The 23,538-nt window shown below is 56.6% G+C and carries 23 protein-coding genes, 1 tRNA gene and 1 pseudogene; 13 read left to right on the top strand and 12 right to left on the bottom strand.

Translation table 11 applies throughout. From position 1 onward, the window contains the following. Nucleotides 1-121 precede the first annotated feature (121 nt). The 4 genes and pseudogenes from AABB31_RS16340 (at nt 122) to AABB31_RS16355 (ending at nt 5,233) form a co-directional block, all read left to right on the top strand. Nucleotides 122-1,141, top strand: a complete 1,020-nt coding sequence (locus AABB31_RS16340; protein ID WP_342077141.1) for an amino acid ABC transporter substrate-binding protein — start codon at nt 122-124, stop codon at nt 1,139-1,141. A gap of 143 nt (nt 1,142-1,284) precedes the next feature. Then, nucleotides 1,285-2,562, top strand: coding sequence for an ABC transporter permease subunit (locus AABB31_RS16345; RefSeq protein ID WP_342077140.1), 1,278 nt, complete (start codon nt 1,285-1,287; stop codon nt 2,560-2,562). Between the two features lie 1,204 nt (nt 2,563-3,766). After that, nucleotides 3,767-4,429, top strand: a pseudogene (locus AABB31_RS16350) (amino acid ABC transporter permease); the annotation flags it as partial. Nucleotides 4,430-4,441: 12 nt separating this feature from the next. After that, on the top strand, nt 4,442-5,233 hold the full coding sequence (locus AABB31_RS16355; RefSeq protein ID WP_342077139.1) for an amino acid ABC transporter ATP-binding protein: 792 nt from the start codon (nt 4,442-4,444) through the stop codon (nt 5,231-5,233). Between the two features lie 46 nt (nt 5,234-5,279). Here AABB31_RS16355 and AABB31_RS16360 read toward each other — a convergent pair whose 3' ends face one another. The 8 genes from AABB31_RS16360 to ttcA form a co-directional block, all read right to left on the bottom strand. After that, a complete protein-coding gene (locus tag AABB31_RS16360; protein WP_342077138.1) occupies nt 5,280-5,804 on the bottom strand; it encodes a histidine phosphatase family protein in 525 nt (174 codons plus the stop codon). Next, nucleotides 5,801-6,451, bottom strand: a complete 651-nt coding sequence (locus tag AABB31_RS16365; RefSeq protein ID WP_342077137.1) for a ferredoxin — start codon at nt 6,449-6,451, stop codon at nt 5,801-5,803. The genes AABB31_RS16360 and AABB31_RS16365 overlap by 4 nt, the downstream gene beginning before the upstream one ends. Nucleotides 6,452-6,469: 18 nt before the next feature. Beyond that, nucleotides 6,470-6,970: a hypothetical protein gene (locus tag AABB31_RS16370; protein WP_342077136.1), complete on the bottom strand. Its 501-nt coding sequence runs from the start codon at nt 6,968-6,970 to the stop codon at nt 6,470-6,472. Nucleotides 6,971-7,033: 63 nt separating this feature from the next. Beyond that, on the bottom strand, nt 7,034-7,888 hold the full coding sequence (gene argB / locus AABB31_RS16375; protein ID WP_342077135.1) for an acetylglutamate kinase: 855 nt from the start codon (nt 7,886-7,888) through the stop codon (nt 7,034-7,036). A 17-nt stretch (nt 7,889-7,905) separates the two neighbouring features. Beyond that, nucleotides 7,906-8,553, bottom strand: a complete 648-nt coding sequence (gene yihA / locus AABB31_RS16380; RefSeq protein ID WP_342077134.1) for a ribosome biogenesis GTP-binding protein YihA/YsxC — start codon at nt 8,551-8,553, stop codon at nt 7,906-7,908. A gap of 1 nt (nt 8,554) precedes the next feature. Then, the gene (locus AABB31_RS16385; protein WP_342077133.1) at nt 8,555-9,310 is read right to left on the bottom strand and encodes an MOSC domain-containing protein; all 756 of its coding nucleotides are present in this window, start codon (nt 9,308-9,310) and stop codon (nt 8,555-8,557) included. Then, on the bottom strand, nt 9,311-11,143 hold the full coding sequence (gene yidC / locus AABB31_RS16390) for a membrane protein insertase YidC (protein ID WP_342077132.1): 1,833 nt from the start codon (nt 11,141-11,143) through the stop codon (nt 9,311-9,313). Nucleotides 11,144-11,262: 119 nt separating this feature from the next. Beyond that, nucleotides 11,263-12,132, bottom strand: coding sequence for a tRNA 2-thiocytidine(32) synthetase TtcA (gene ttcA / locus AABB31_RS16395; RefSeq protein WP_342077131.1), 870 nt, complete (start codon nt 12,130-12,132; stop codon nt 11,263-11,265). 45 nt (nt 12,133-12,177) lie between these two features. Here ttcA and AABB31_RS16400 point away from each other — a divergent pair, with 45 nt between their 5' ends. Next, a complete protein-coding gene (locus tag AABB31_RS16400) occupies nt 12,178-12,771 on the top strand; it encodes a DUF1353 domain-containing protein (protein ID WP_342077130.1) in 594 nt (197 codons plus the stop codon). 27 nt (nt 12,772-12,798) lie between these two features. Beyond that, nucleotides 12,799-13,338: a DUF3833 domain-containing protein gene (locus tag AABB31_RS16405; protein WP_342077129.1), complete on the top strand. Its 540-nt coding sequence runs from the start codon at nt 12,799-12,801 to the stop codon at nt 13,336-13,338. A 48-nt stretch (nt 13,339-13,386) separates the two neighbouring features. Here AABB31_RS16405 and AABB31_RS16410 read toward each other — a convergent pair whose 3' ends face one another. Then, a complete protein-coding gene (locus tag AABB31_RS16410; protein WP_342077128.1) occupies nt 13,387-13,680 on the bottom strand; it encodes a hypothetical protein in 294 nt (97 codons plus the stop codon). 175 nt (nt 13,681-13,855) lie between these two features. Here AABB31_RS16410 and AABB31_RS16415 point away from each other — a divergent pair, with 175 nt between their 5' ends. Then, nucleotides 13,856-14,236: a hypothetical protein gene (locus tag AABB31_RS16415; protein ID WP_342077127.1), complete on the top strand. Its 381-nt coding sequence runs from the start codon at nt 13,856-13,858 to the stop codon at nt 14,234-14,236. Nucleotides 14,237-14,309: 73 nt separating this feature from the next. Here the strand turns inward: AABB31_RS16415 and yidD are convergent, their stop codons facing one another. The 3 genes from yidD to rpmH all read right to left on the bottom strand — a co-directional run bounded on the left by yidD (nt 14,310) and on the right by rpmH (nt 15,069). Next, on the bottom strand, nt 14,310-14,531 hold the full coding sequence (yidD, locus tag AABB31_RS16420; protein WP_342077126.1) for a membrane protein insertion efficiency factor YidD: 222 nt from the start codon (nt 14,529-14,531) through the stop codon (nt 14,310-14,312). Further along, nucleotides 14,528-14,851, bottom strand: coding sequence for a ribonuclease P protein component (rnpA, locus tag AABB31_RS16425; RefSeq protein ID WP_342077125.1), 324 nt, complete (start codon nt 14,849-14,851; stop codon nt 14,528-14,530). Before rnpA ends, yidD begins: the two co-directional genes overlap by 4 nt. Nucleotides 14,852-14,934: 83 nt before the next feature. Then, nucleotides 14,935-15,069: a 50S ribosomal protein L34 gene (gene rpmH / locus AABB31_RS16430; RefSeq protein WP_008231458.1), complete on the bottom strand. Its 135-nt coding sequence runs from the start codon at nt 15,067-15,069 to the stop codon at nt 14,935-14,937. 287 nt (nt 15,070-15,356) lie between these two features. On the opposite strand from rpmH, the gene AABB31_RS16435 reads away from it, so the two are divergent. From AABB31_RS16435 to AABB31_RS16460, 6 genes are all read left to right on the top strand, one after another. Continuing rightward, the gene (locus tag AABB31_RS16435) at nt 15,357-16,088 is read left to right on the top strand and encodes a TVP38/TMEM64 family protein (protein WP_342077124.1); all 732 of its coding nucleotides are present in this window, start codon (nt 15,357-15,359) and stop codon (nt 16,086-16,088) included. Nucleotides 16,089-16,091: 3 nt separating this feature from the next. Beyond that, complete coding sequence (locus AABB31_RS16440; protein WP_373635015.1) at nt 16,092-17,510, top strand: NAD(P)/FAD-dependent oxidoreductase; 1,419 nt, start codon at nt 16,092-16,094, stop codon at nt 17,508-17,510. Between the two features lie 18 nt (nt 17,511-17,528). Continuing rightward, nucleotides 17,529-18,929 carry a sensor histidine kinase gene (locus AABB31_RS16445; RefSeq protein ID WP_373635017.1) on the top strand — a complete coding sequence of 467 codons (1,401 nt, stop codon included), beginning with the start codon at nt 17,529-17,531 and terminating at the stop codon, nt 18,927-18,929. Nucleotides 18,930-18,990: 61 nt separating this feature from the next. Beyond that, nucleotides 18,991-19,067 (top strand) — tRNA-Arg (locus AABB31_RS16450). Between the two features lie 215 nt (nt 19,068-19,282). Further along, entirely contained in the window at nt 19,283-21,607 is a 2,325-nt protein-coding gene (locus tag AABB31_RS16455) for an AAA family ATPase (RefSeq protein ID WP_373635019.1), read from the top strand. Then, nucleotides 21,604-23,481 (top strand): UvrD-helicase domain-containing protein, encoded by a 1,878-nt coding sequence (locus AABB31_RS16460; RefSeq protein ID WP_342077122.1) that lies wholly within the window; start codon nt 21,604-21,606, stop codon nt 23,479-23,481. The genes AABB31_RS16455 and AABB31_RS16460 overlap by 4 nt, the downstream gene beginning before the upstream one ends. Nucleotides 23,482-23,538 lie beyond the last annotated feature (57 nt).

A 23,538-nucleotide genomic window follows, 5' to 3' on the forward strand; every position in this document is an offset into this window, starting at 1 on the left:
CTTGTTTCCGCCCACTCTAGGCGCGCTGGGGCGGGGGACCGCTCTCACAATCATACTGTCTAATGGGACGGACAAAAAAAACCGCGGCTGCATGGCCGTGGAAACTCAGGAAGAGGTAAAAATGAAAACAACCGTATTCTTCGGCGCGCTGACCGCCGCTGGCTTGGCAGCTGGCATGGTATCTGCGGCAACACTTGACGACGTCAAGGCACGCGGGTCGCTGAACTGCGGCGTGACAACAGGTCTGGTCGGCTTTGCTGCCCCCGACGCCAACGGTGTATGGACCGGTTTTGATGTTGGTGTGTGTCGTGCTGTTGCTGCTGCAATCTTTGGTGATCCGACTGCGGTCGAATTTATTCCAACAACCGGTCAGACCCGCTTTACAGCGCTCGCATCCGGCGAAATCGACATGCTGGCCCGTAACACCACATGGACATTCAGCCGCGACGTTGACCTGAAGTTCGAATTTGTTGGCATCAACTACTATGATGGCCAGGGCTTCATGGTTCCAAAAGAGCTGGGTGTGACCTCGGCCAAGGACCTGGACGGCGCGACTGTGTGCATTCAGACAGGGACCACGACAGAGTTGAACCTGGCTGATTTCTTCCGGACCAACAACATCGAGTACAAGCCTGCACCGATTGAAACCAACGCCGAAGCACAACAGAAGTATCTGTCTGGTGCCTGCGACGTCTACACAACCGATGCATCCGGTCTGGCCGCGACACGTGCAACATTCGAAGCACCAGGCGATCACGTTCTGTTGCCTGAAATCATCTCCAAAGAGCCGCTTGGCCCGCTTGTGCGTCACGGCGACAGCGAATGGGGTGATGTGGTGCGTTGGACATTGAACGCGCTGATCACAGCCGAAGAGCTGGGCGTGACATCCACAAACGTCAAGGAACTGGGCGCTGCGGCAACCGACAACCCAGAAGTAAACCGTCTTCTGGGCACCGAAGGTGAGCTGGGCGCGATGCTGGGTCTCGACGCTGACTGGGCGATGAACGCAATCCTTGCTGGCGGTAACTACGGCGAGCTGTTCGAGAAGAACATTGGTGAGAATACGCCAATCGGCCTTGCACGTGGCCTGAACGCCAAGTGGACCGAAGGTGGTCTGATCTACTCTCCACCTTTCCGCTAAACTCAAAAATGGTGAAGGGCCCGGTTCTGACCGGGCCCTTTTCCTGACAGCGCCATGCTAGAAATACGCGCATCCCGCGCGCAGTGACATTCGGAAAACCGAAGCCTGCGCAATACGCCAGCGGGATCGACCGGGAGAAATACATGTCAACGTTGACGGACGCTCCGAAACAAGGGTTTCGGCTGAGCCAACTTATCTATGATACCCGCTACCGATCAATCACCATCCAAGTGGTGGCGATGGTCCTGATGCTTGCCGGGTTCTTTTGGCTGATCAACAATACCGTGCAAAACCTGGCCAATCTGGGCAAGGATTTCGATTTCGGTTTCCTGGGGAATCCGGCGGGCTATGACATCAACCAGATGTTGATCGAGTACAACAACCAGATGTCCCACGGACGTGCGGCAATGGTTGGTATTCTCAACACGCTTCTTGTTGCCTTTCTGGGCTGCATCACGGCCACGATCCTGGGCGTGATCATTGGTGTGCTGCGCCTGTCCAAGAACTGGGTCGTCAGCCGCTTGATGGCAGTTTATGTCGAAGGCTTTCGAAATGTGCCGCTGCTTTTGTGGATTGTCCTGATCATGGCAATCGTCAACGAAAGCATGCCGCAACCACGTGATTTCCGCGGTGACGAGCCCGCTGCCGAGATGATCCTGAACGACAGCGTGGCGATCACAAACCGCGGCGCCTACATTCCGCGCATTGCATTCACCCGCTCGCTAAGCGGTAACGAACCCGTTGCCTCGGCCGATGGCCTGACCCCGGTTGCGTCAGGTGGCATTGATTGGCTGCTTATCCTGGGCGTTCTGGCGACGAGCATTTTCGCGGTGCGCTATTTGCGCAAACGTGCCGACAAAATCCAGGCTGCAACTGGCGACCGGCCAACCCAATGGTATCTGGAACTTGGTGTTCTGATCGTGCCGGTTGCGATTGTGTTGCTGCTGCTGGGTGCGACGATTGTGAAACCCTACCTCAAAGGGTTCAACTTTGCCGACGGGATCGAGATGAGCGACTCGCTTATCGCGCTGTGGTTGGCCCTGTCGCTTTACACGGCGGCCTTTATTGCGGAAATCGTGCGGGCCGGGATCATGGCGATCTCGAAGGGGCAGACCGAAGCAGCCTTTGCGCTGGGCGTTCAGCCGGGCCGCACCATGCGCCTCGTGATCCTGCCACAGGCCATGCGGGTGATCATCCCGCCGCTGATTTCGCAATTCCTGAACCTGACGAAGAACTCATCATTGGCTATTGCGGTGGGGTATATGGATGTGCGCGCCACGCTGGGCGGCATCACCATCAACCAGACAGGTCGCGAGCTTGAGGGGATGCTGTTGCTGGGCGCCTTCTATCTGGCGCTGTCATTGGCCATTTCGGGGCTGATGAACATCTACAACCGATCCACACAGTTGCAGGAGCGCTAGGATGTCTGACACACACGCACAGACCGTTTCATACGTCCGCGACACCATGATCCCCGAGCAGGCACCGCCGGTGACCGAGGTGGGCGTGATCAAGTGGGTTCGCGAAAACCTGTTCTCCAGCTGGCTGAATATCATCCTGACGGTGATCTCGCTTTATGTGATCTATGTGGTCCTAAGCGGCGTTCTGCCTTGGCTCTTTGGGTCGGTATGGAATGCCGGGTCGCTGACGGAATGCCGCGAAGTTCTGGCTGCTTATGGCAAAAGCGGACATGACGGGGCCTGCAATGCGGTTGTCCGTGATCGCTGGTTCCAGCTGATCTTTGGGTTCTATCCGACCGGGCTGGTTTGGCGGCCTATTCTTGCCTTCGTTCTGCTTTTTGTCGCCTTGATGCCTGTCCTCTATTCAGAGAAATTTCCGCGGCAGATGCTGTGGTTCTCTTTCGCGTACCCGTTTCTGACCACCTGGTTGATCTGGGGTGGCGCGTTCTGGTCGCCATTGCTGGTCTTTGCGGGCTTTGCGGCGGGGTATGTCGGATATCTTGTCGGCGCCCGCTTTGGTGGGCAGTTACTGGGGTCCATCCTTGCTATTGTCGCGGCCTTGGTCTGGTGGTTCTTTGTTGCCGGCGCTTTGAACGAGACGTTCAACCGGATGTCGACAGCCGTCCGCTCGGAAAGTGTTGCCGCCGAGATGACGGAGGTTGTCGAGACACTTCCCGCGGAGATCGCCGCGCTTGAGCAAGAGCGCGAGGCGATCGGCGCCGAGGTCGACGCCTTGCTGGCTGAAAAGAATGCGCTGGCCCCTGCGGTTGCGGCCGCTGTCGAGGAGGGTGCCGACAATGTCGATGCGGACCGTGATGCGCTGATTGCGCTATTTGCGGAACTCACCGACAAACGCGAGCGGTTCAACGAATTGTCCATCGCGATATTCACCCGCGAAGAGCAACTGTCAGAGGCGCGGACCTTGCGCGCCAATATCGCAGGCTTGCCTGCCCGGGTGGAAAGCCTGCCGAAACTGCAGGCCACAGCCAATGAGTTGACAGAAGCCTTGCCGGATAGCGTGCGCGATATTGATACGCTTAACCTGCTTGAAAATACGAACGCGCCTGCAGACGCAAAATCCGCATGGACCGAAGCCAACAAAGCCCGCAACGACCTGTCCGCCATGGAAGGGATTGTGCGGGATACATATGCCGAGGTTGGTCGTATTGGCCTGCAACCCGTTGCCAGCCGCGAAATTGGCGGCTTTATGCTGGCCATTATCATCGGGGTGGCCGCAATTGTCCTTTCGCTGCCGCTGGGCATTCTGTTGGCGCTTGGGCGGCAATCAGACCTGTTTGTGATCAACAAGCTCAGCGTGATCTTTATCGAAACGATCCGTGGCGTGCCGTTGATTGTGTGGCTTTTCACCGCGCAGTTGCTGTTGAACTACTTCCTGCCGCCGGGGACCAGTTTTGACCTGCTGCTGCGGGTGATCATCATGGTGACCTTCTTCTCGTCGGCCTATATCGCCGAAGTGATCCGGGGCGGTCTGGCCGCGCTGCCTAAGGGCCAGTACGAGGCCGCAGATGCGCTTGGTCTGGATTATCCCCGCGCCATGCGCCTGATCATCCTGCCGCAGGCGTTGAAGATTTCGATCCCGGGCATCGTGAACACCTTTATCGGCCTGTTCAAGGACACCGTGCTGGTGGTCTTCATCGGCCTTTCCGACCCGATTGGTTTTTCCAACCTGATCCGCGCCTCAACCGACTGGAACGGTATCTATTGGGAACTCTTCCTCTTCATCGGCATCATGTTCTTTATCTTCTGCTACAGCATGGGCCGCTATTCACTTTACCTCGAGCGCAAGCTTCAGCGTGAACACCGCTAAGGAGACCTGACAATGGTTGAAATGACACAAGAACGCGAGATTGATCGCAGCCAGATGCAGGTCTCTGACGAGGTCGCCATCGAGATTCAGGACATGAACAAGTGGTATGGCACCTTCCACGTGCTGCGCGACATCAACCTGACCGTTCAGCGCGGTGAGCGGATCGTTATTTGCGGCCCGTCCGGTTCGGGCAAATCGACCCTGATCCGGTGCATCAACCGGTTGGAGGAACATCAATCCGGCCACATCATCGTTGACGGGACGGAACTGTCATCGGACCTCAAGAATATCGACAAGATCCGGTCAGAGGTCGGCATGTGCTTTCAGCATTTCAACCTGTTCCCGCATCTGACAATCCTCGAAAACTGCACGCTGGCCCCGATCTGGGTTCGCAAGACGCCCAAGAAAGAGGCCGAGGAAATTGCGATGCATTTCCTTGAAAAGGTCAAGATCCCCGATCAGGCATTGAAATACCCCGGTCAGTTGTCAGGCGGGCAGCAACAGCGTGTGGCCATCGCCCGGTCGCTTTGCATGAAGCCGCGCATCATGCTGTTTGATGAACCGACATCGGCGCTTGACCCCGAAATGATCAAGGAAGTTCTCGATACGATGATCGAGCTGGCCGAGGAGGGCATGACCATGTTGTGTGTGACACACGAGATGGGCTTTGCCCGGCAGGTCGCCAACCGCGTGATCTTTATGGATCAGGGCCAGGTGGTCGAGCAGAATGAACCAGAAGAGTTCTTCCTCAACCCGAAATCCGAGCGGACGCAATTGTTCCTTAGCCAGATCCTGGGCCACTAGGAACCGCAATGGCCTCGGGGTGCCGATGCGCCCCGGGCCTTTTGCGCTAGTCGATATCGCCCCCCGCGCCAACCAGATCGCGGGGTACGACAAATGCGACACAATCTCCGCCCTGCTTTTGCATGTCCTGCCAATCGTCGATGGCAAAGTCGATGACCGTGGTGGCGCATGTAGGATAGTCATCGAACCGGTGATGTAGCGGGCGCGTATCCACCAGCATATCAGCGGCCATCCCGATCCCTGGATTATGCCCGATAACGGCGATTGTGTCGGTTTGTGCCTTGCGGACCAGGTCAATGACCGTGTCCGGTGCGGCATGATACAGCATTGCCGTCAGTTCCAGTTTTGGCTGTGCGGGCAGGGTGCTGATGATCCGTTCCGCTGTTTCTTGCGTACGTGCCGCGTCAGAGCAAAGGATCGCCTGTGGGACGTGTCCTTCAGTCCCCAGCCAGTTGCCGATGGCCGTCGCAGCGGCGCGGCCGCGCGGGTTCAGCACCCTTTCATGATCATCTGCAAAGGCATTATCCCAGCTTGATTTCGCATGGCGGATCAGGATCAGACGTTTGGTCATAGGAATGCTTTCATGTGGAAATGGGCTTGCGCTGGCAGTCGTCGGCCCTGGCCAACCGGGCAGGCCCGTCGTGCGGCACAGCCTTGATGCATGCAGTCATTGCCAGCCGGGGATCGCAGATAGGTCTTGCAGGTATCGACGTCGTAGCCATCGTCAAATGCGCCAACCGGGCAGGCCGTTTTGCAGGGCTGTGTCGGGCAGGTATCGCATGGGCTGCTTTGGGGTGGCGCCTGGGCAAAGGTCCAATTCAGCAACAGCGCGCCCCGATAGGATGCAAACAGCCCTGCGGTCGCATGTACCAGAAAGCCGATAGGGGATGTCCATGCCTGCCCACTGCGCAACGCCCAGCTATGAAAGGGCTGAAATGGTGGCCCGCCAAAGGGGTAGAGTGCCAGGGCATCGTGATCAGCTGCGACTTTATCGAGGGTTTGCCGGGACCAGCGATCAAGCGGATCAGCGCCCTGATCCCGATAGGCCGGGCTTTGCGTGAAAACACTCCAAAACCGCGGCTCGTCCGGCCCGATAAGCATCAGCGTACCAGTCTCAAGCGGAAGCATGTCCTGCGCGGTGATTGCAAAATGCCCCATGGATTTCAGCCCATGTGTGGCCAGCTCTGCTAGCAATGCGTCGTGACGCGGCGGGTTCATGGCAGGCTTGCCCTGTCTTCAGCCTGCGCGCGTCCAGCTTGGGGGCATGGTTGGGTTTGGTCCGTCCGTCTGGAACGTGACCGCGCTACTGCTGCAGTCATAGGTGCCACTGCCCCCGCCCATCATACCGGTGGAAGAGTCAAACGGGATCGTCATCGTCTGGCCCATGACATTCGCGGATCCAACCAGGTTGTAGCTGGATGTCGCAACTGTCCAGCGTCCGCCCTCGGCGGTAAAATTGCCACTGCTGACGCCGTTGACCCCAACATCCATCGCCGGTGCGTTCGGGACCACCACGTTGATGACCATATTGTTCACATTCATGCTGGCGACACCATCTGGTGTGATCTGCATCGTCACACTGCCACCGACCGGTGTTGCGGTGCCATTCATCTGACCTGCCATGATATCCGCCAGCCCGGCCAAATCGGCCTGCCAGGTGCCGATCAGACAATCATCAACCGCGAGCGCCGGCGATGCACAAACTGCAAGGGCCAGCGTGAAGGACGTAAGACGCATCTGAAAGCTCCTGTGTGACAATGTCACCCGCAGGTTAGCACAAGATCTGCATTGCGGAAGGGTCTAACGCGGTTCGCGAATGATCGACCCGGCCCCGTGTTCGGTAAAGAGTTCCAGCAGGCTCGCATTGGGCAACCGCCCATCCAGGATGACCACGGCCCGGACACCGCGCGCAAGCGCGTCCAGCGCGGTCTCGGTCTTGGGGATCATGCCGCCTGCAATCGTACCCTCGTTGATCATTTGCCGTGTCTGATCGGGGCTAAGCTGGGTCACCACCTCGCCGCTGGCATCCTTGACGCCGGCCACATCCGTCAGAAGCAACAGACGATCCGCCTTTAACGCGCCGGCAATTGCACCTGCTGCAGTGTCACCATTCACGTTGAATGTCTGGTTGGCATCCATGCCGGTGGCAACGGGTGCCACAACCGGGATAATCCCGGCAGAAAAGAGATCGCGCAGCACCTGCACATTCATCTCGGTTGGTTTGCCCACGAAACCCAGTTCAGGGTCATCTGCCTCGGCCACCATCAGGTCATCATCCTTGCCGGACAGGCCAACCGCCCGCCCGCCTTCATCCATGATGGCTTGCACGATGCGCTTGTTGACCAGCCCGGTCAGCACCATTTCAACCACTTCGACAGTGGCCTGATCTGTCACGCGCTTGCCGCGCACAAACTCGGACTGGATCCCGAGCTTGTCGAGCATCTGATTGATCATTGGCCCGCCCCCGTGGACGACAACGGGGTTCATACCGACCTGTTTCATCAACACGATATCGCGCGCGAAATTCGCCATCGCATCCGCGTCACCCATGGCATTGCCGCCGAATTTCACGACAACAACCGCGCCGGAATAGCGTTGCATATAGGGCAGGGCCTCGGACAGGGTGCGGGCGATGGCGATCCAGTCACGGCTCATATCTTGGTTCCTTGTCTTCATGCGATCCCCGCGATGATCGCGCGCAGGGTCGGGATACCTTCGCCCTTTTCGGACGAGGTCAGCAAAAGCTCTGGAAAGGCGGCGGGATGCTTGGCGAGGGCCGCGCGGGTCTTGGCCAGGCTTTCGGCAAGGGCTGCACCCTTAAGCTTGTCGATTTTGGTCATCACCACCTGAAACGTGACCGCCGCGCTGTCGAGCAGCGACATGATCTCCTCGTCCACGGCTTTGGCGCCATGGCGCGCATCAATCAGCACAAAGACCCGGCGCAGGGTTTGCCGGCCTTGCAGATATTGTTTCAACAGGCGCTGCCACTTTTCCACAACGGCAACAGGGGCATTGGCAAAACCGTAACCTGGCAGGTCGACCACATAGATATCCCCGGCGGTGAAATAGTTGATCTCTTGTGTCCGGCCGGGCGTGTTTGATGCGCGTGCAAGCCCCTTTCGGCCGGTCAGCGCATTGATCAGGGACGACTTGCCGACGTTGGACCGGCCCGCAAAGCAAACCTCGACCCGGTCGGCGGGGGGCAGGCCGTCCATTGCGACCACGCCCTTGACGAAGGTGGTTTCACCCGCAAACAGCAGGCGGCCTTTTTCAATCGCGTGATCATCTGGAGTTTCGGCTTCGGGGAAGTGCATCTGCATTCTAAAGCACCTCTGCTATATCGTTCAGGCTGATGGTGCCGGATTTCGTCACCGTGGCATATACGCCAAAATGTTGGTGGTCCCACGCTTCGCGCAGGATCCCAAGCGTGTCGGTATCGCGGTGTCCGGTGCGTGGATTGGCCATCGTCGCCTTGCAGCGCCGGATGGGCTCTTGAATATCAAGCTCGGCCGTTCCGATCCGAATTGTCTTGCCGGTCCATTCGAACTCTTCCCAGGCTGCGGGGCCGTCCAGCCAGATATTCCCGCGCCACCGCTCGGGTTCAAGCTTGCGTCCGAGCCGCCCTTCGACCGCGCGGTGTGTGGCCGTATTCATGATTGAGATCGACGGGAAACTGGTATCTGTCATGCCGCGGGCCGGTACCGCAACAATGCCGGTGGGAACCCGTTGATCGGCCGGGCAAAGCGGCATCACCCAGGCCAGAAAACCAGCGATCTGATCCGGATCGTCCGGGTTGAACCGGTGGCTGCCCAAATCGTCATGGCGCAGGGTGATTTCGCCTGCAGCCTCATCCAGGGTGGCCCAGATACCGGCAAGCCCCGGGGTGGCGACGGTGATCATGAAGTTGCGGCACATGACCCAGCGCGGGTCGGCCTGATCGAACTTGTGATCTGCATGGGTGACGGCCCAATGACGATCCCATGGCATGGTCTGTCCGGCGGTCAGCGCAACCGTCTCGATCGCCTCCCGCCCGTGACTTTTGATCGGATGCCGCCACAAAGCGGCGACACGGGTCATTTACTTGCCCTCTTTCTTGGCAGGCTCTGCCGCGTCTTTCGCCTCTTTCTTGCGTCTGACGCTGGACTTGATGTTTCCAAACACATCTGGCTTTGCCCCATGACTGCGCATGATGAAATACTGCTGCCCGAAGGTGATGATGTTGTTCGCAATCCAATAGATCACAAGGCCGGACGCAAACGATCCAAGCATGAACATAAAGACCCACGGCATCCATGCAAAGATCATCTGCTGGGTCGGATCGGTTGGAGCGGGGTTCAGTTTCTGCTGCAGCCACATCGAGACACCCAACAGGATCGGCAATATGCCAATCATGACAAGCGCCAGAATTGATCCAGGCTCGGGTGCGGCCCATGGCAGGGCGCCAAACAGGTTGAAGATCGAAGATGGGTCAGGCACGCTGAGGTCCTTGATCCAGCCAATCCACGCGGCATGCCGCAATTCGATGGTGACGAAGATCACCTTGTAGAGCGAGAAAAAGATCGGAATTTGCAACAGGATCGGCAGACACCCGGCGGCGGGGTTTACCTTGTTGTCCTTGTACAGCTTCATCATGCCTTGCTGCATGGCCTGCCGGTCATCGCCTGACCGCTCTTTCAGCGCCTCCATCTCGGGCTGCAGCTCTTTCATCTTGGCCATGGAGACGTAGGATTTATATGCCAGCGGCAGCACCAGCGCCTTAAGGATGAATGTCAGCGCGATGATCGACCAACCCATATTGCCGATGGCCAGGTTCAGCGTGTGCAACAGCCAGAAAATTGGCTTTGTCAGGAAAAAGAACCAACCCCAGTCGATACTGTCCAGAAAACCCTGCACGCCGCCTTCGTTTTCGTAGTCACGGATCGCTTCCCATTCCTTGGCGCCAGCGAAAAAGCGGGTGCTGACCGTGGCCGACGCCCCGGGCGCAACTGTCTGCGGGGCCATGACAGCCTCGGCCTGATAGAGATCGCGGTTATCGAAATATTTGGAGGTCGAGCGGAATGGTGATGACTGATCGGGGATCAAGGTCGTCATCCAGTAATGGTCTGTGTAGCCGATCCAACCGGATGAGGATACATCCAGACGCTCGGCCTGCGTGCGTTCGCGTGGGTCAATGTCATATTCGGTAATGGCGTCATAGTCGGTCTCTTCCAACTCGCCATCGGTCATCCGCACCAGACCCTCGTGCAGGATGAAGAAGTTTTTCAGGTCATCGGGCTGCCCATGCCGGCGGATCAGCCCGTAGGGCCGCGCGGCGACTGGTTGTGCCCCGGTATTTTCCACCGATTGGGTAAAGGTGAACATAAAGTCATCATCCACCCCGACTTCGGTCCGGAATGTCTGACCCGCACTGTTGTCCCAAACCAGGGTCACCGGGGTGCTGGGTGTCAGCACATCGCCGCTTTCCAGCGCCCATTCGGTGTCGGGGCCGGGGACATTGGCAGGATCAATACCGTCCGTTGCGGTCCAGCCGAATGTCGCAAAATAGGCCCCGACTTCGCCAACCGGGCGCAACAGGCGCACTGTCTCGGCCCCCGGATCCAGTGTTTCGCGGTAATTGGTCAGCGCCAGATCATCAATGCGCCCGCCCAGCAGCGACAGCGACCCGCTCAACACATCCGTCTTGATTTCGACACGGGGTGCGTCAGCGACCGGTTCGGGCACATCTGTGGGCGCGGTGGGCGCACCTGCAACCGGATCTGCAGCCGGAAGCGCCCCGCCTTCGGTACTGACGGCCGTTTCTTGGGTGGGCGCGACAGGAATGTCTTCTGGCGGGAAGAATGCGGTCCAGATCATGATGACCGCAAAGCTCAGCACAGTGGCGAGTATGAGGTTCCTGTTCTGTTCGTTCATCTGAAAACCGCCCGTTTCCCACAAAAAATCTAGACGCCGTTCAACCTGTCAGGGGGCAAAAGGTCAAGCGGTTTTGCCTCATATAAGGCCAAATGACCCAATTGCGATGGGCGTTTTGACTAGTCTTGCCGTTTCTGGGGTGATCCCAATGCCAAGCCCGCGAAATCGAACAGTTTCGGGTCGAGCAAATGGGATGGGCGCGCGTTCATCAATGCGCGAAACATGACCTGTCGCCTGCCAGGGCTATTCTTTTCCCAACCGTCGAGTATTTGCTTGACCTGCTGGCGCTGCAATCCGTCCTGCGAGCCACACAGATCACATGGAATAATCGGATAATTCATGGCCTTGGCAAATTTTTCGCAATCCGCCTCGGCCACATGGGCCAATGGCCGATAGACGAAAAGATCACCCTCTTCGTTGAGCAGTTTGGGTGGCATCGTTGCCAGCCGTCCACCGTGAAACAGGTTCATGAAGAATGTTTCGAGAATATCATCCCGGTGGTGCCCCAGAATGATTGCGTCGCACCCTTCCTCGCGCGCCACACGGTAGAGGTTGCCGCGCCGCAGCCGCGAGCAGAGCGCGCAAAAGGTCCGCCCCTGCGGGATCTTGTCCATTACGATTGAATAGGTGTCCTGATATTCGATCCGGTGAGGGACACCCATTTTTTCAAGGAATTCAGGTAAGACCGTCGCCGGAAAGCCCGGCTGCCCCTGATCAAGGTTGCATGCCAGCAACTCCACCGGCAAAAGCCCGCGCCATTTCAATTCGTAAAGCACCGCCAGCAATGTGTAGCTGTCCTTGCCGCCGGACAAGCATACCAACCATTTGGGTGTTTTGCCCGCCTGTCCATCGCCGTTTCCAGGCGCGATCATGCCGTATTGTTCAATTGCCTCGCGGGTCGCGCGCACGATACGTTTACGAAGTTTCTTGAACTCCGTCGTAGAAGGGGCGCCATGAAAAAGCGGATGGATTTCGGCATCGTCAAGCATGCCCAAGCCCTACCCCGCGTCAGCCCTTCCGCCAAGAGGTAAATCATGAAGTGTTACCACGGCCCGCTGCAAGCCAGCGACCCTTATCCCGCACCCGGAACGCCCGTTGCGGCGGCAAGTTTTGAAAGCAGTCTGGTGCTGTTTCGTCCGGTCGAGGGGATCGTCGCATGTGACGGTACCACCCCGCGCGACGGCGAAGACGTCTATCTGACGGGTGCGCCGCTGGTCTGCCGATGGCAGGATGATCAGCAAAACCAGTTCGAGGTTGTGGTCACGCCCGGCTTTGTCACTGACCTGACAAGCGTTCCCGCACCGCTGCGGGGTCTGATCAGCCGGGCAGGGCCATGGTTAGAGGCCGCCATTCTGCATGACTATCTTTACGTGGCCTGGCAGGATCTGCCCGGGCGCGGCGCCTTGCCGGATGATCGCCGCTTTGCTGATCGGGTGATGCTGGCTGCGATGCGGGCGGCCGGGGTCGGGGTGATCCGGCGCTTTGCGATTTTTGCAGCCGTACGCATTTTTGGCGGACCCGGCTACCGGACTGCCCGGGCGTTTCGATTTGGCGATGCGACCGACCCCCGGCTTGTCCATCTTGCAGCGGTACCTGATCTGGTCGAGGACGCGCCCCGTATTACCTGATAGATAAATATCAGGAATTCAGCCCATATGCGTTTCTTTGCAATCTGCGCCATCGCCCTTCTGACCGCCTGCACGGGCAAGCCGTCATTTGATGACCCGCCCTTGAGTGACCGCAAACTGAACCTTGAAGAGTTCTTTGCCGGCGAGCTGGTGGCTTATGGCCAGTTTCAGGATGTGCTAGGCACCGTGCGCCGCAGTTTCGTCGTCACCATAAATGGCGACTGGGATGGGGAGCGGCTGCGGTTGGTTGAGGATTTCGTCTACGAGGATGGCTCAACCGAGCAACGGATCTGGACCCTCACCAAAACCGGCCCCGACAGTTGGACGGGCACCGCGCCCGGCGTGATTGGCGCCGCCACAGGGATCGAGCAAGGCGATCGGTTCAACTGGAAATACGAGATCGACCTGCCGGTGCCGTCAGCCACGGGTGAGGCGGAAACACTGCGTGTCACGTTCGATGACTGGATGTGGTTGTTGGCGGAGGACCGATTGCTCAATCTGGCTTACGTGAAACGGTTTGGACTGGACATCGGTGTTGTGACGATCTCGTTTGAGAAAAAGGTATAACTGGCGGCTTCTGAATTGCAAATTTCTGCTCTGAGCCCGACTTTGACATTAGATCACGGTCCATTCTTCCGTGGTAACCCAATTGTCTTCCGCGACGTGGTGGTCTGATGCGCAGAATAATATAGCGTCGGACATTTTTTCAAAAAAGTAGTCGTTGCGTTCTTCAAGTAGGTCTTGATCATTGTATAGCACCACATTTACAGGTGGGTTTATCGGATCATTTTCAATTTCTTGCGAACCAGTTTCGATCGAAATTGATCTTGGATAGTCCTGTTCCTCGCCATATTTTTCTTTCATCAAGTCGCCATCTAGCAATGCTGTGGATTTGCGCAGCCAAGCCATGAAAAAGGCCCTCTCAAGAGTCTAGTCGGATCGTAATGCATCGCCGCAACGGATGGCAACAAAGTCCGCCCTGCGCGCTTTGATAACCCGCCAGCAGTCAATCCGGCACATTGTCGATGATGCTGCATTGAGGCTAACGTCCGCTATGCGGAAATAGGAAAGGATGAGACCAAGAATGGGGCGCCGTTATTTGACATCCAATGAAGTCGAAGCCGCTTTGGGTAGGGGGAAGACAATCGAGTGCTTTATTGGTCCTTTTTCTTCAAGTGGCCGAACGGGCGTTCGTCATCTTGCTTTGAAAGCCACAGGAAAAAGGATTGAGCTCAAGGTCTTTGAAACAGCCGACCTAGGTAGCCCGGATTTTCTTGACTTAGGTGAGTTTGGCTCTGTCAATCCAGACGTCGAGTTTGGAGATGCAGACGTGGTGATGAAATTCGACGATCTCGCTGCTTGCTTCTCATATCTGGAAGAGAGATGGCATGGATGCACGCAAGCGTTGGTGAACGAGGGCATTGTGCAGGATGAATATGCCGACTATCTGGCTCGAGATTGTTGAAAGCTGACTTTAGCGCCAAGATACCCAATGACCGCTGTGTCCCGCCCTGCGCGCTTTGATAGACCGCCAGCGGTCAATCCGGCACATTGTCGATACCGGCCCCGCCCCACGGGTGGCAGCGTCCGATCCGCCGGGCGGCAAGCCAGCTGCCCTTGATCGCACCGTGTTTTTCCAGCGCTTCCAGCGCATAGGCCGAACATGTCGGTTGAAACCGGCAGCCATGGCCGACCCATGGCGACAGGATCAGTCGGTAGCCTCGGACAGGCAGTGCAACGAGATGGGCCAATGGTGTCATTCGTGCACCTTGCGTAGCGCCCGCCGCAGATCTGCCAGCATATGATCAAAGGGGAGATCCGCCGTGGTATCCTTGCGGCCGACCAGCACATAGTCCCATCCGGACCGACCGAATTCAGGCAAGACGATCCGTGCTGCTGCGCGCAGACGCCGCTTGGCCCGGTTGCGGGCTACGGCGTTGCCGACCTTTTTGGAGCATGTGAAACCGACGCGCATCCCATCCGCGTCGCCATCGCCGCGCTTGCGGGCCTGCAGGTGAATTGCGGGCGTGGCCTGCCGACGCGCCTTGGATGCCCGCACGAAATCGGCCCGCTTTTTCATCACCTGTAGACAAACAGAAACCGCCGGTGTGCCCCTATCAGGCGCAACCGGCGGTTTGAAATCGGTCAAGACGTGTCCGGCGCTTACGCGCTCAGCTTCGCGCGGCCTTTGGCACGGCGATTGTTCAGGATCTTGCGTCCGGCCTTTGTGGCCATCCGTGCGCGAAACCCGTGGCGGTTCTTGCGAACCCGGTTAGATGGTTGGAACGTGCGCTTCATCGCGTTCTCTCCGGTCTGTGGCCAAACCCAACAAGGGATTCGAAGCCGATCAACATTTCAGACCTGTCGTTTAGAGGGGGCATGCGGATGTGTCAACGAGGATCACGCCCGCTTATTGCAACAATTTAACCCCTTGTTTGCCCCCAAATGTTTCAAATATCACGACGAAAGGCCCTGAAACTGAAACAACCGCGGTGCTTTCCATCAATGGCCCGTGAAGTGGGTATCGCGGCGGGCCGGTTCCGTCCATCTAGGCTGCAACCCGACATCCTCACAGGACCCGAAAGATGACCGATATGCCCGACACCCCCGCCAATCCCTTGTTACGCAAGCTGCCGTTGATCGCCATTCTCGTGGTCGCTGCCTTGGGGGCGTATTTCTTGCGGGATTATCTGACCTTCAACGCGCTGGCCGAAAACCGCGAGGCTTTGCTGGCCTTTCGTGACAACAACTATGTGCTGACCGTTCTGGTCTTTATTGCCGCCTATGTGCTGATCGTCGCATTCTCGCTGCCCGGTGCATCCATCGCCACGCTGACCGGCGGTTTCCTGTTTGCCACCTTCCCCGGCGCGCTGTTCAACATGACCGGCGCCACAATCGGGGCAACGGCGATTTTTCTGGCCGCCCGGTGGGGGTTCGGTGAAAGCCTTGGCAAACGGCTGGAGGATTCCGAGGGGATCGTCAAAAAGATTAAGGACGGGATCGACGAAAACCAGTGGTCCATGCTTTTCTTGATCCGTCTGGTCCCTGCTGTCCCGTTCTTTCTTGCGAACCTGATCCCTTCATTTCTTGAGGTAAAGCTGCACCGCTTCGTGATTTCGACCTTTATCGGGATTATTCCGGGGTCGGTGGTCTACACATCCGTCGGTGCGGGTCTTGGTGAGGTCTTCGCGCGTGGCGAGACCCCGAACCTGGGAATTATCTTTGAGCCGCAGATCCTGTTTCCCATCATCGGCTTGTGTGTTCTTGCGGCCCTTCCAATCGTGATCAACACGATCCGCGGCAAGAAAGGGCTCTAGATCATGAACCGGATCAAAACAGATATCTGCATCATTGGTGGTGGTTCCGGCGGTTTGTCCATTGCGGCAGGTGCCGTTCAGATGGGGGCCAAGGTTGTGCTGCTGGAAGGCCACAAGATGGGGGGCGACTGCCTGAACTACGGTTGCGTTCCTTCCAAGGCCCTGATCGCCTCGGCCAAGCAGGCCCATGCCATGTCGCATGGCGAAAAACTGGGCGTGGCCGAGGTGCAGGCACAGGTCGATTATGCGGCTGCCAAAGACCATGTTCATGATGTGATCGCAACGATTGCACCCGTCGACAGCGTGGAACGCTTTGCGGGTCTGGGTGTGCACGTGATCGAAGAATTCGGGACCTTTATCTCAAAAACCGAAGTGAAGGCCGGCGACACGATCATCGAAGCACGCCGGTTTGTCGTGGCCACGGGATCCGGCCCCTTTGTCCCCCCCATTCCGGGGCTGGATACTGTCAAGCACTACACCAACGAAGACATCTTTGATCTGCGCGAGAAGCCCAAGCATCTGATCGTCATCGGTGGCGGACCCATCGGGATGGAGATGGCGCAAGCGCATCGGCGTCTTGGCTGCGAGGTCACCGTCATCGAAGGCGCAAAGGCCTTTGGCAAGGACGATCCGGAAATGGCCGCCATTGTGCTCGACAATCTGCGCGCCGAGGGGATCAATATCATCGAAGAGGCGCAGGCCGAAAAGATCAGCGGTGATGATGCCGCCATCACGGTGCATACGCCAAAGGGCGATTTCGCCGGGTCCCATTTGTTGATGGCCGTCGGGCGCAAGGTGAACACTGACAAGCTTGACCTTGATACAGGCGGCGTCGCGCATGATCGCGCCGGGCTTAAGGTTGGTCCCGACCTGCGCTCTGTCACCAACAAAAAGGTCTATGCGGCCGGCGACGTTGCTGGTGGGCTGCAGTTCACCCATGTGGCCGGCTATCATGCGGGCGTGTTGATCCGGTCCATGCTGTTTGGCCTGCCGTCAAAACAGCGCACGGACCATATCCCATGGGCGACATATACCGATCCGGAACTGGCGCAGGTTGGCCTGACCGAGGCGCAGGCAAAGAAGAAATTCGGCGCCGCACTTGAAGTGGTGCGGTTTGAATTTCACCACAATGACCGGTTGATTGCAGAAAGAAAGACCAAGGGCCTGATTAAGGTGATGGTGGTCAAGGGCAAACCTGTCGGGGCCTCGATTGCAGGTCACATGGCGGGCGAGCTGATCGGGATGTGGGCCATGGCCATTGCCAACAAGATGAAGATGTCAGCCATTGCCAACACCGTTTTACCCTATCCGACCGTCAGCGAGGTTAACAAACGCGCAGCGGGCGCCTATTTTAGCCCAAGACTTTTCGAGAACCCCACCGTAAAGCGGGTTGTCGGATTTGTGCAGCGCTGGCTGCCGTAACAGACAGGCGACGTTGCAATGATCAACTCTCTCTCAGGCCGCTTCTTGATCCTCACGATTATCTTCGTGATGCTGGCCGAGGTTTTCATTTTCGTGCCCTCCGTCGCGCGGTTTCGCGAAGACTATCTTTTGGCACGGCTTGAGAGGGCGCAGATCGCTTCGCTCGCGTTGGAGGCTGACGACATGATCAGCCCCGCGCTGGAACGGGAGCTGCTCAAGAACGCCGAGGTCTATAACGTTGTTCTGCGCCGGGACGAAATTCGCCAATTGGCGCTGTCATCGCCAATCCCTTCGCCCATTGTCGCAACCTATGACATGCGTGACCCGTCCGGCATGGTGCTGATCCGCGATGCCATGATGACCCTGGCCAATACCGATGACCAGATCATCAGGGTCATCGGCAACCCGGTCCGCGATGGCGGTTTGCTGATCGAAGTCACCATGGACGAGATGCCCTTGCGTGCCGCGATGCTGACCTATGGGCGCAATATCCTGATCATCTCGGCGTTCATTTCCATCGTGACAGCGGTCTTGCTGTTTCTGGCGGTGCAGATCCTGCTGGTCCGCCCGATCAAGGGCGTGGTTTCCCATATGCAAAGCTATGCCAAATCGCCCGAAGACGCCCGCCAGATCATTACGCCCTCGGCCGGCGTCACGGAATTGCGCGATGCCGAGGAAGCCCTGCAGATGATGCAAACCCAATTGACGGGCGCGCTGAAACAGAAAGAAAGGCTCGCACAGCTTGGTGGCGCGGTGGCCAAGGTCAGTCACGATCTGCGCAATATCCTGACCTCTGCGCAGTTGTTCACTGATCGGATCGAAGGGTCCGATGACCCGCTTGTCAAACGGATGGCCCCGAAGCTTGTGAATTCCATTACCCGGGCGGTCAATCTCTGCGAAACCACCCTGGCCTTTGGCCGCGTTGATGAACCTGCCCCGACACTGGGGCGGGTGAACCTTGGGTCGATCGTCGGTGATGTCATTGATAGCGAAAGGCTGGCTGCGGGCGACTACCCGTTATCATTCGCCGAAGACATCCCTGCGGTGCTGAGCCTGCGGGCGGATGGGGAACAGCTGTTTCGGGTGATTTTCAATCTTGTCCGGAATGCCCGACAGGCGATTATGGCGACGGGTAATCCCGGCGAAATTGCGGTGCAGGCGACAGAGGATGACAGCGCCTGGCATATCACGATCACCGATACGGGGCCGGGCTTGCCCCCCAAGGCGCGCGAGCATCTGTTCCAGCCGTTCCAGGGCGGCGTGCGAAAAGGCGGGTCCGGTCTTGGTCTGGTGATTGCTGCCGATTTGATCCGTGGTCACGGTGGCCGCCTTGAACTTCAGCGCACTGACGAGACAGGCACCACATTTGCCATTCAACTGCCCAAGGCCGACCTGGCCCTTAGCCCCGCCGCGGAATAGTGCCACGATGGGCAATTGCCCCTTGCATCAAGGCGAACGTCGGTCTAAATCGCCTCTACGCGGATTGGTAGCTCAGCTGGATAGAGTACTTGACTACGAATCAAGGGGTCGGGGGTTCGAATCCTCCCCAGTCCGCCATCACCCCACTTGTCGAATGTTGATGTAAGTTGCTTTTTTGAGCGCATTGTTACCTTTTCATTGATCAGAGCAGGCTAAAACCTCCATTAAAGTCTTAAGTCAGATGCCAATCCGACATGGAATATTCAGCCTAGCCGTGTCTGGACAGTGTTGGCGACCATCTAAAGATGTTACGACTACCCATATTGATCTGTGGCGATTGTATGGGACTAGGTATGCTTATTAAGTTTTTTGAGATCGCAAATTTTCGTAAACTTCTATCGGTTCGAGTGGACCTATCAGAAAAGCAGACGCTCTTCGTAGGGGCCAACAACAGCGGAAAAAGCTCAGCAATGCTTGCGCTCAGACGTTTCCTGGTTCCCAAGCGATGCCCATTCGAAATTCATGATTTGACCCTATGCCACTGGCCGGAAATTGACCGCATCGGTCAAACATGGATTGAGGCCGTCAAAGCGGAGAAAACTACCGACCTGTCACTCGGTCAATGGCTACCATTTCTTCCGACGCTTGACCTCTGGCTTGATGTGGATTCAGGCGAGATGCACCATGTCCGAGACCTAATACCAACACTTGATTGGGAAGGAGGCCTTCTTGGCGTGCGTCTCCGCTACGAACCGGCAAACGTAGAAGATTTGTTCAAAGATTTCATTCTTGCAGTGAAGGACGCAGAGGAGCTTAAAGCGGCTGCCTCAAAGCAACACGACGAGAATGTGAAAGCGGCTGGCGTCGAACAACTGCGCCAGAAATTGACCCTTTGGCCAACGTCATTGACCGACTTCCTGAGAAAGCGATTATCTCAACATTTTAAGGTCTGTGCTTATACGCTTGATCCAAACGAAGTGAAGGCACCGCAAAACGGGCAGGCTAATCTACAAGTATTGCCATCGACCTCCCCTGCCCTAGAGGGTGATCCTCTCAGGGGCCTCTTGCGCATTCACGATATTCCAGCACAGCGAGGCTTTGGAGAGGAAAACCCCAACGAAGAAGACGAAGATGCGCCCGCCGGATCGCCTGGGAGCAAGCTCTCAGATCAGCTCCGAAGTTACTATTCCAAGCATCTCGATCCTACCAAAGGGCCAGATGCAAACGATCTAGGCGCATTGCAGGCAATAGAGGCCGCCCAAGATGCGTTCGATCACAAGCTAACAGAGAGCTTTGCCGCCGCATTCAATGAAGTTGAAGGAATGGGCTATCCGGGCGTTACCGACCCCAAGCCCAAAGTTTCGACTCGACTGAAAACAATTGACGGCCTTAACCATTCTTCAGCGGTGACGTTTGTTGTCGATGTTTCGCCGACCAAGGGCGAGACGGCGGTTCCTTTGCTCCGCCTGCCCGAAAACAACAACGGCTTGGGCTATCAGAATCTAATTTCAATGATTTTCCGTTTAATGAGTTTCAGGGATTCTTGGATGCGAGTCGGTAAGGCATCTAGCGACGACAAGGCGATGCATTTTGAACCGTTGCATCTTTTGCTGATCGAGGAGCCGGAGGCGCATTTACATGCGCAAGTACAACAAGTTTTTATCAATAAGGCCTACGAAGTACTCCGAGCTCATAAAGACTTGGGTTCTACCAAACTTCGCCGCACCCAGTTGGTCGTTAGTACGCACTCGAGCCATGTTGCACATGAGGTATCGTTCGATTGTTTGCGGTATTTTCGAAGACTTCCGGCGGGGATGGCAAGTCGCATTCCTGTTTCGACAGTGATCAATCTGACTGAGGTGTTCGGACCCAACAACGCGACGGCAAACTTTGTCACGCGGTATCTGCGTGCTCAACACGCTGATCTCTTCTTTGCTGATGCTGCCATTTTAGTTGAGGGTCCGGCTGAGCGCATGCTTGTCCCAAATTTCATCCGATCCAATTTCCCTGTATTGAACAAGTGCTATGTTACTATGCTGGAAATTGGTGGCAGCCATGCCCACAGACTTCGACCTCTGATTGAGCATCTTGGCTTGCTGACTCTGATTGTGACTGATCTTGATAGCCTATCGGCGAAACCAGCTAGTGCGGCGGCGCAGCCGTGCCCGGCCAAAGGGCAAACCACAGACAACGTTACTTTGCGCGATTGGGTACCCAAGAGAACTGGAATCGACGATCTGTGGGCCGCTACGCCTGCCGAGCGGACTTTGGAAGGCGATGAAGATCCACTGTTCGCGGTGCGCGCAGCGTATCAACTTCCGATAGAGCTGAAAATGCCTGAATCACCCGATGACGACAAGGCATACCCATACACATTTGAAGACGCGCTCGCGTTTGAAAACCTCGATTTTTTCAAGGCATTAGAAGGATATGGGTTGGTAGCAAAGTTTCGTAAGGCTATCGAAGACGGCGGAAATGCCTCGGCAGTCGGAGAGAAGTTTTTCAAAGATCTCAGAACAGGCAAGAAGGCTGAGTTTGCGTTGGATGTGCTCAACTCTGAGAAATTTGATACACTGAAAGTCCCTACTTACATCGTAGATGGATTGACCTGGCTCGAGGAGCGTTTGCAGAAAAAGCAGGTAGAAGTTCTGCCCACGAAAGTTGAGGGGCCAGAATGACTGCGGCATCTTCAGACAATAGCCACGACGCTTTGGCGGATGAGACTATTCGAGAATGCCTTGCGTTGGATAGTCCAAAGAGCTTTTTCCTTTATGCTGGGGCGGGTTCGGGGAAAACGCGTTCCTTGGTGACTGCGATCCGCGACCTGCTAGAAAAGCAAGGGCGCCAATTGGTGCTAACAGGTCGAAAGGTGGCAATAATTACTTACACCAACGCTGCCTGCGATGAAATTAAGCAGCGGCTTGAATTTGACCCTCGCATTGATGTTTCTACAATTCACAGCTTTGCATGGTCCCTTATCCGAGGCTATGACGACGACATTCGTAGATGGATCGATGCGCGGTTGCTTGAAGACATCGCCGAACTCGAAGAAAAGCAAAAGAAGGGACGCGCTGGCAAAGCCACGATTGAGCGCGCTCAGTCCATCGAAAGCAAGACGCGGCGCAGAGCCATGCTCGGGGATATCCAGCGTTTCATCTACAGCCCCACGAGTGACAACAGGACACGCGACGCCCTCAATCATGCTGAAGTAATAGCCATGACAGCCGATTTCTTGAGCCAGAAACCAGGGCTACGTCGCCAACTTGTGACGCGCTATCCAGTTCTGCTTATTGATGAAAGCCAGGATACGACTAAACGCCTGATGGACGCCTTTCTCTTGGTACAGGAAGCATTTGCTGAACAGTTTTGCTTAGGGCTCCTTGGCGATACGATGCAGCGGATTTATGCAGACGGTAAAGTTGGTCTAGCAGAAGCAATTCCATCGACCTGGGCGTTTCCCCGCAAGGTTATGAATCATCGCTGCCCCAAACGTGTCGTTACTCTAATTAACAAGATACGCGCTGACGACGACGCTCAGGAACAAAAAGCGCGAAGCGATGCATCAGAAGGTTTCGTTAGGTTGTTCCTCATTTCAGAAGGTGTGGCCGACAAAAACGTGATTGAAGCGAAAGCCGCGGCACAGATGGCTCAACTGACTGGCGATCAGGCTTGGGCTGGTGAACATGCTGATGTCAAAACACTGGCGCTCGAGCACATGATGTCGGCCCGCCGTTTTGGTTTCGAACGTTTTTTTGAACCGCTCTATGGCTATGAGCCAATACGAACGGGCCTGCTCGATGGTTCAGGCCGTGGCATAGGTTTCTTTACTCGCGAACTCTTGCCTCTTGCGCATGCGCTGATGTCAAAAGATCATTTCGGGGTCGCGTCAGCAACTCGCCGCTCCTCTCCGTTGCTTGATCGCAGTTTTCTTGCTGAAGCTGGCAAAGATCAGAAAGAAGCCCTTAAGGCAGCAAAGCTGGCATGTGACGGCCTTTACGAGCTTTTGGTGGACGAGACGCCTCCTACTCTGCGAACAATCCTGCGTCATGTCGCTCAAACCAAGTTGTTCGAAATTCCAGATGTTCTCAAACCGTTCGTACCCGAAAATGACGAGGTGATCGAAGAAGGCGAGGATGATGCAAAGTCTGAGCTGGGAGCATGGCGAATGGCGCTGGACGCACCCTTTCAGGAGATTCAAAAGTATGATCGCTATGTGCGCGGGGTCTCTCAGTTCGATACGCACCAAGGCGTCAAGGGCCTCGAGTTTCCACGGGTTATGGTAATCATCAGTGATGCAGAGGCTCGTGGCTTCCTCTTCAGCTACGGCAAGCTCATGGGCACCAAAGAAAAGTCAAAAGCCGATTTGGATAATGAGGTTGCTGGCAAGGACACCAGCATCGACCGCACCCGCCGACTCTTTTACGTGACTTGTAGCCGAGCGGAAGAAAGCTTGGCCGTAGTTTACTATTCAGATGACCCGACAGCGGCACGCGCAGCAATCCTTGAGCAGGGCTGGTTTGGCGAGCAAGAAATTGAAATTATGACCGCCTAAAAGGAGTGCTCACGCGAAGCCACTCCCTAAATGATTGATAGAGGCACGCCGCTATTG

This window comes from Yoonia sp. SS1-5, from assembly GCF_038443705.2.
In the GTDB taxonomy this organism is placed as follows: domain Bacteria; phylum Pseudomonadota; class Alphaproteobacteria; order Rhodobacterales; family Rhodobacteraceae; genus Yoonia; species Yoonia rhodophyticola.

Excerpts from the sequence above, each read along its gene's own strand:
- AABB31_RS16365 (WP_342077137.1), bottom strand. The coding sequence starts at position 6,451 with ATGAACCCGCCGCGTCACGACGCATTGCTAGCAGAGCTGGCCACACAT.
- AABB31_RS16340 (WP_342077141.1), top strand. The coding sequence starts at position 122 with ATGAAAACAACCGTATTCTTCGGCGCGCTGACCGCCGCTGGCTTGGCA.
- yidC (WP_342077132.1), bottom strand. The coding sequence starts at position 11,143 with ATGAACGAACAGAACAGGAACCTCATACTCGCCACTGTGCTGAGCTTT.
- AABB31_RS16435 (WP_342077124.1), top strand. The coding sequence starts at position 15,357 with ATGACCGATATGCCCGACACCCCCGCCAATCCCTTGTTACGCAAGCTG.
- yidD (WP_342077126.1), bottom strand. The coding sequence starts at position 14,531 with ATGACACCATTGGCCCATCTCGTTGCACTGCCTGTCCGAGGCTACCGA.
- AABB31_RS16385 (WP_342077133.1), bottom strand. The coding sequence starts at position 9,310 with ATGACCCGTGTCGCCGCTTTGTGGCGGCATCCGATCAAAAGTCACGGG.
- AABB31_RS16370 (WP_342077136.1), bottom strand. The coding sequence starts at position 6,970 with ATGCGTCTTACGTCCTTCACGCTGGCCCTTGCAGTTTGTGCATCGCCG.
- AABB31_RS16355 (WP_342077139.1), top strand. The coding sequence starts at position 4,442 with ATGGTTGAAATGACACAAGAACGCGAGATTGATCGCAGCCAGATGCAG.
- AABB31_RS16400 (WP_342077130.1), top strand. The coding sequence starts at position 12,178 with ATGAAGTGTTACCACGGCCCGCTGCAAGCCAGCGACCCTTATCCCGCA.
- AABB31_RS16460 (WP_342077122.1), top strand. The coding sequence starts at position 21,604 with ATGACTGCGGCATCTTCAGACAATAGCCACGACGCTTTGGCGGATGAG.
- argB (WP_342077135.1), bottom strand. The coding sequence starts at position 7,888 with ATGAGCCGTGACTGGATCGCCATCGCCCGCACCCTGTCCGAGGCCCTG.
- AABB31_RS16345 (WP_342077140.1), top strand. The coding sequence starts at position 1,285 with ATGTCAACGTTGACGGACGCTCCGAAACAAGGGTTTCGGCTGAGCCAA.
- AABB31_RS16360 (WP_342077138.1), bottom strand. The coding sequence starts at position 5,804 with ATGACCAAACGTCTGATCCTGATCCGCCATGCGAAATCAAGCTGGGAT.
- rpmH (WP_008231458.1), bottom strand. The coding sequence starts at position 15,069 with ATGAAGCGCACGTTCCAACCATCTAACCGGGTTCGCAAGAACCGCCAC.
- AABB31_RS16415 (WP_342077127.1), top strand. The coding sequence starts at position 13,856 with ATGGGGCGCCGTTATTTGACATCCAATGAAGTCGAAGCCGCTTTGGGT.
- AABB31_RS16405 (WP_342077129.1), top strand. The coding sequence starts at position 12,799 with ATGCGTTTCTTTGCAATCTGCGCCATCGCCCTTCTGACCGCCTGCACG.
- AABB31_RS16445 (WP_373635017.1), top strand. The coding sequence starts at position 17,529 with ATGATCAACTCTCTCTCAGGCCGCTTCTTGATCCTCACGATTATCTTC.
- AABB31_RS16440 (WP_373635015.1), top strand. The coding sequence starts at position 16,092 with ATGAACCGGATCAAAACAGATATCTGCATCATTGGTGGTGGTTCCGGC.
- AABB31_RS16410 (WP_342077128.1), bottom strand. The coding sequence starts at position 13,680 with ATGGCTTGGCTGCGCAAATCCACAGCATTGCTAGATGGCGACTTGATG.
- rnpA (WP_342077125.1), bottom strand. The coding sequence starts at position 14,851 with ATGAAAAAGCGGGCCGATTTCGTGCGGGCATCCAAGGCGCGTCGGCAG.
- AABB31_RS16455 (WP_373635019.1), top strand. The coding sequence starts at position 19,283 with ATGCTTATTAAGTTTTTTGAGATCGCAAATTTTCGTAAACTTCTATCG.
- ttcA (WP_342077131.1), bottom strand. The coding sequence starts at position 12,132 with ATGCTTGACGATGCCGAAATCCATCCGCTTTTTCATGGCGCCCCTTCT.
- yihA (WP_342077134.1), bottom strand. The coding sequence starts at position 8,553 with ATGCAGATGCACTTCCCCGAAGCCGAAACTCCAGATGATCACGCGATT.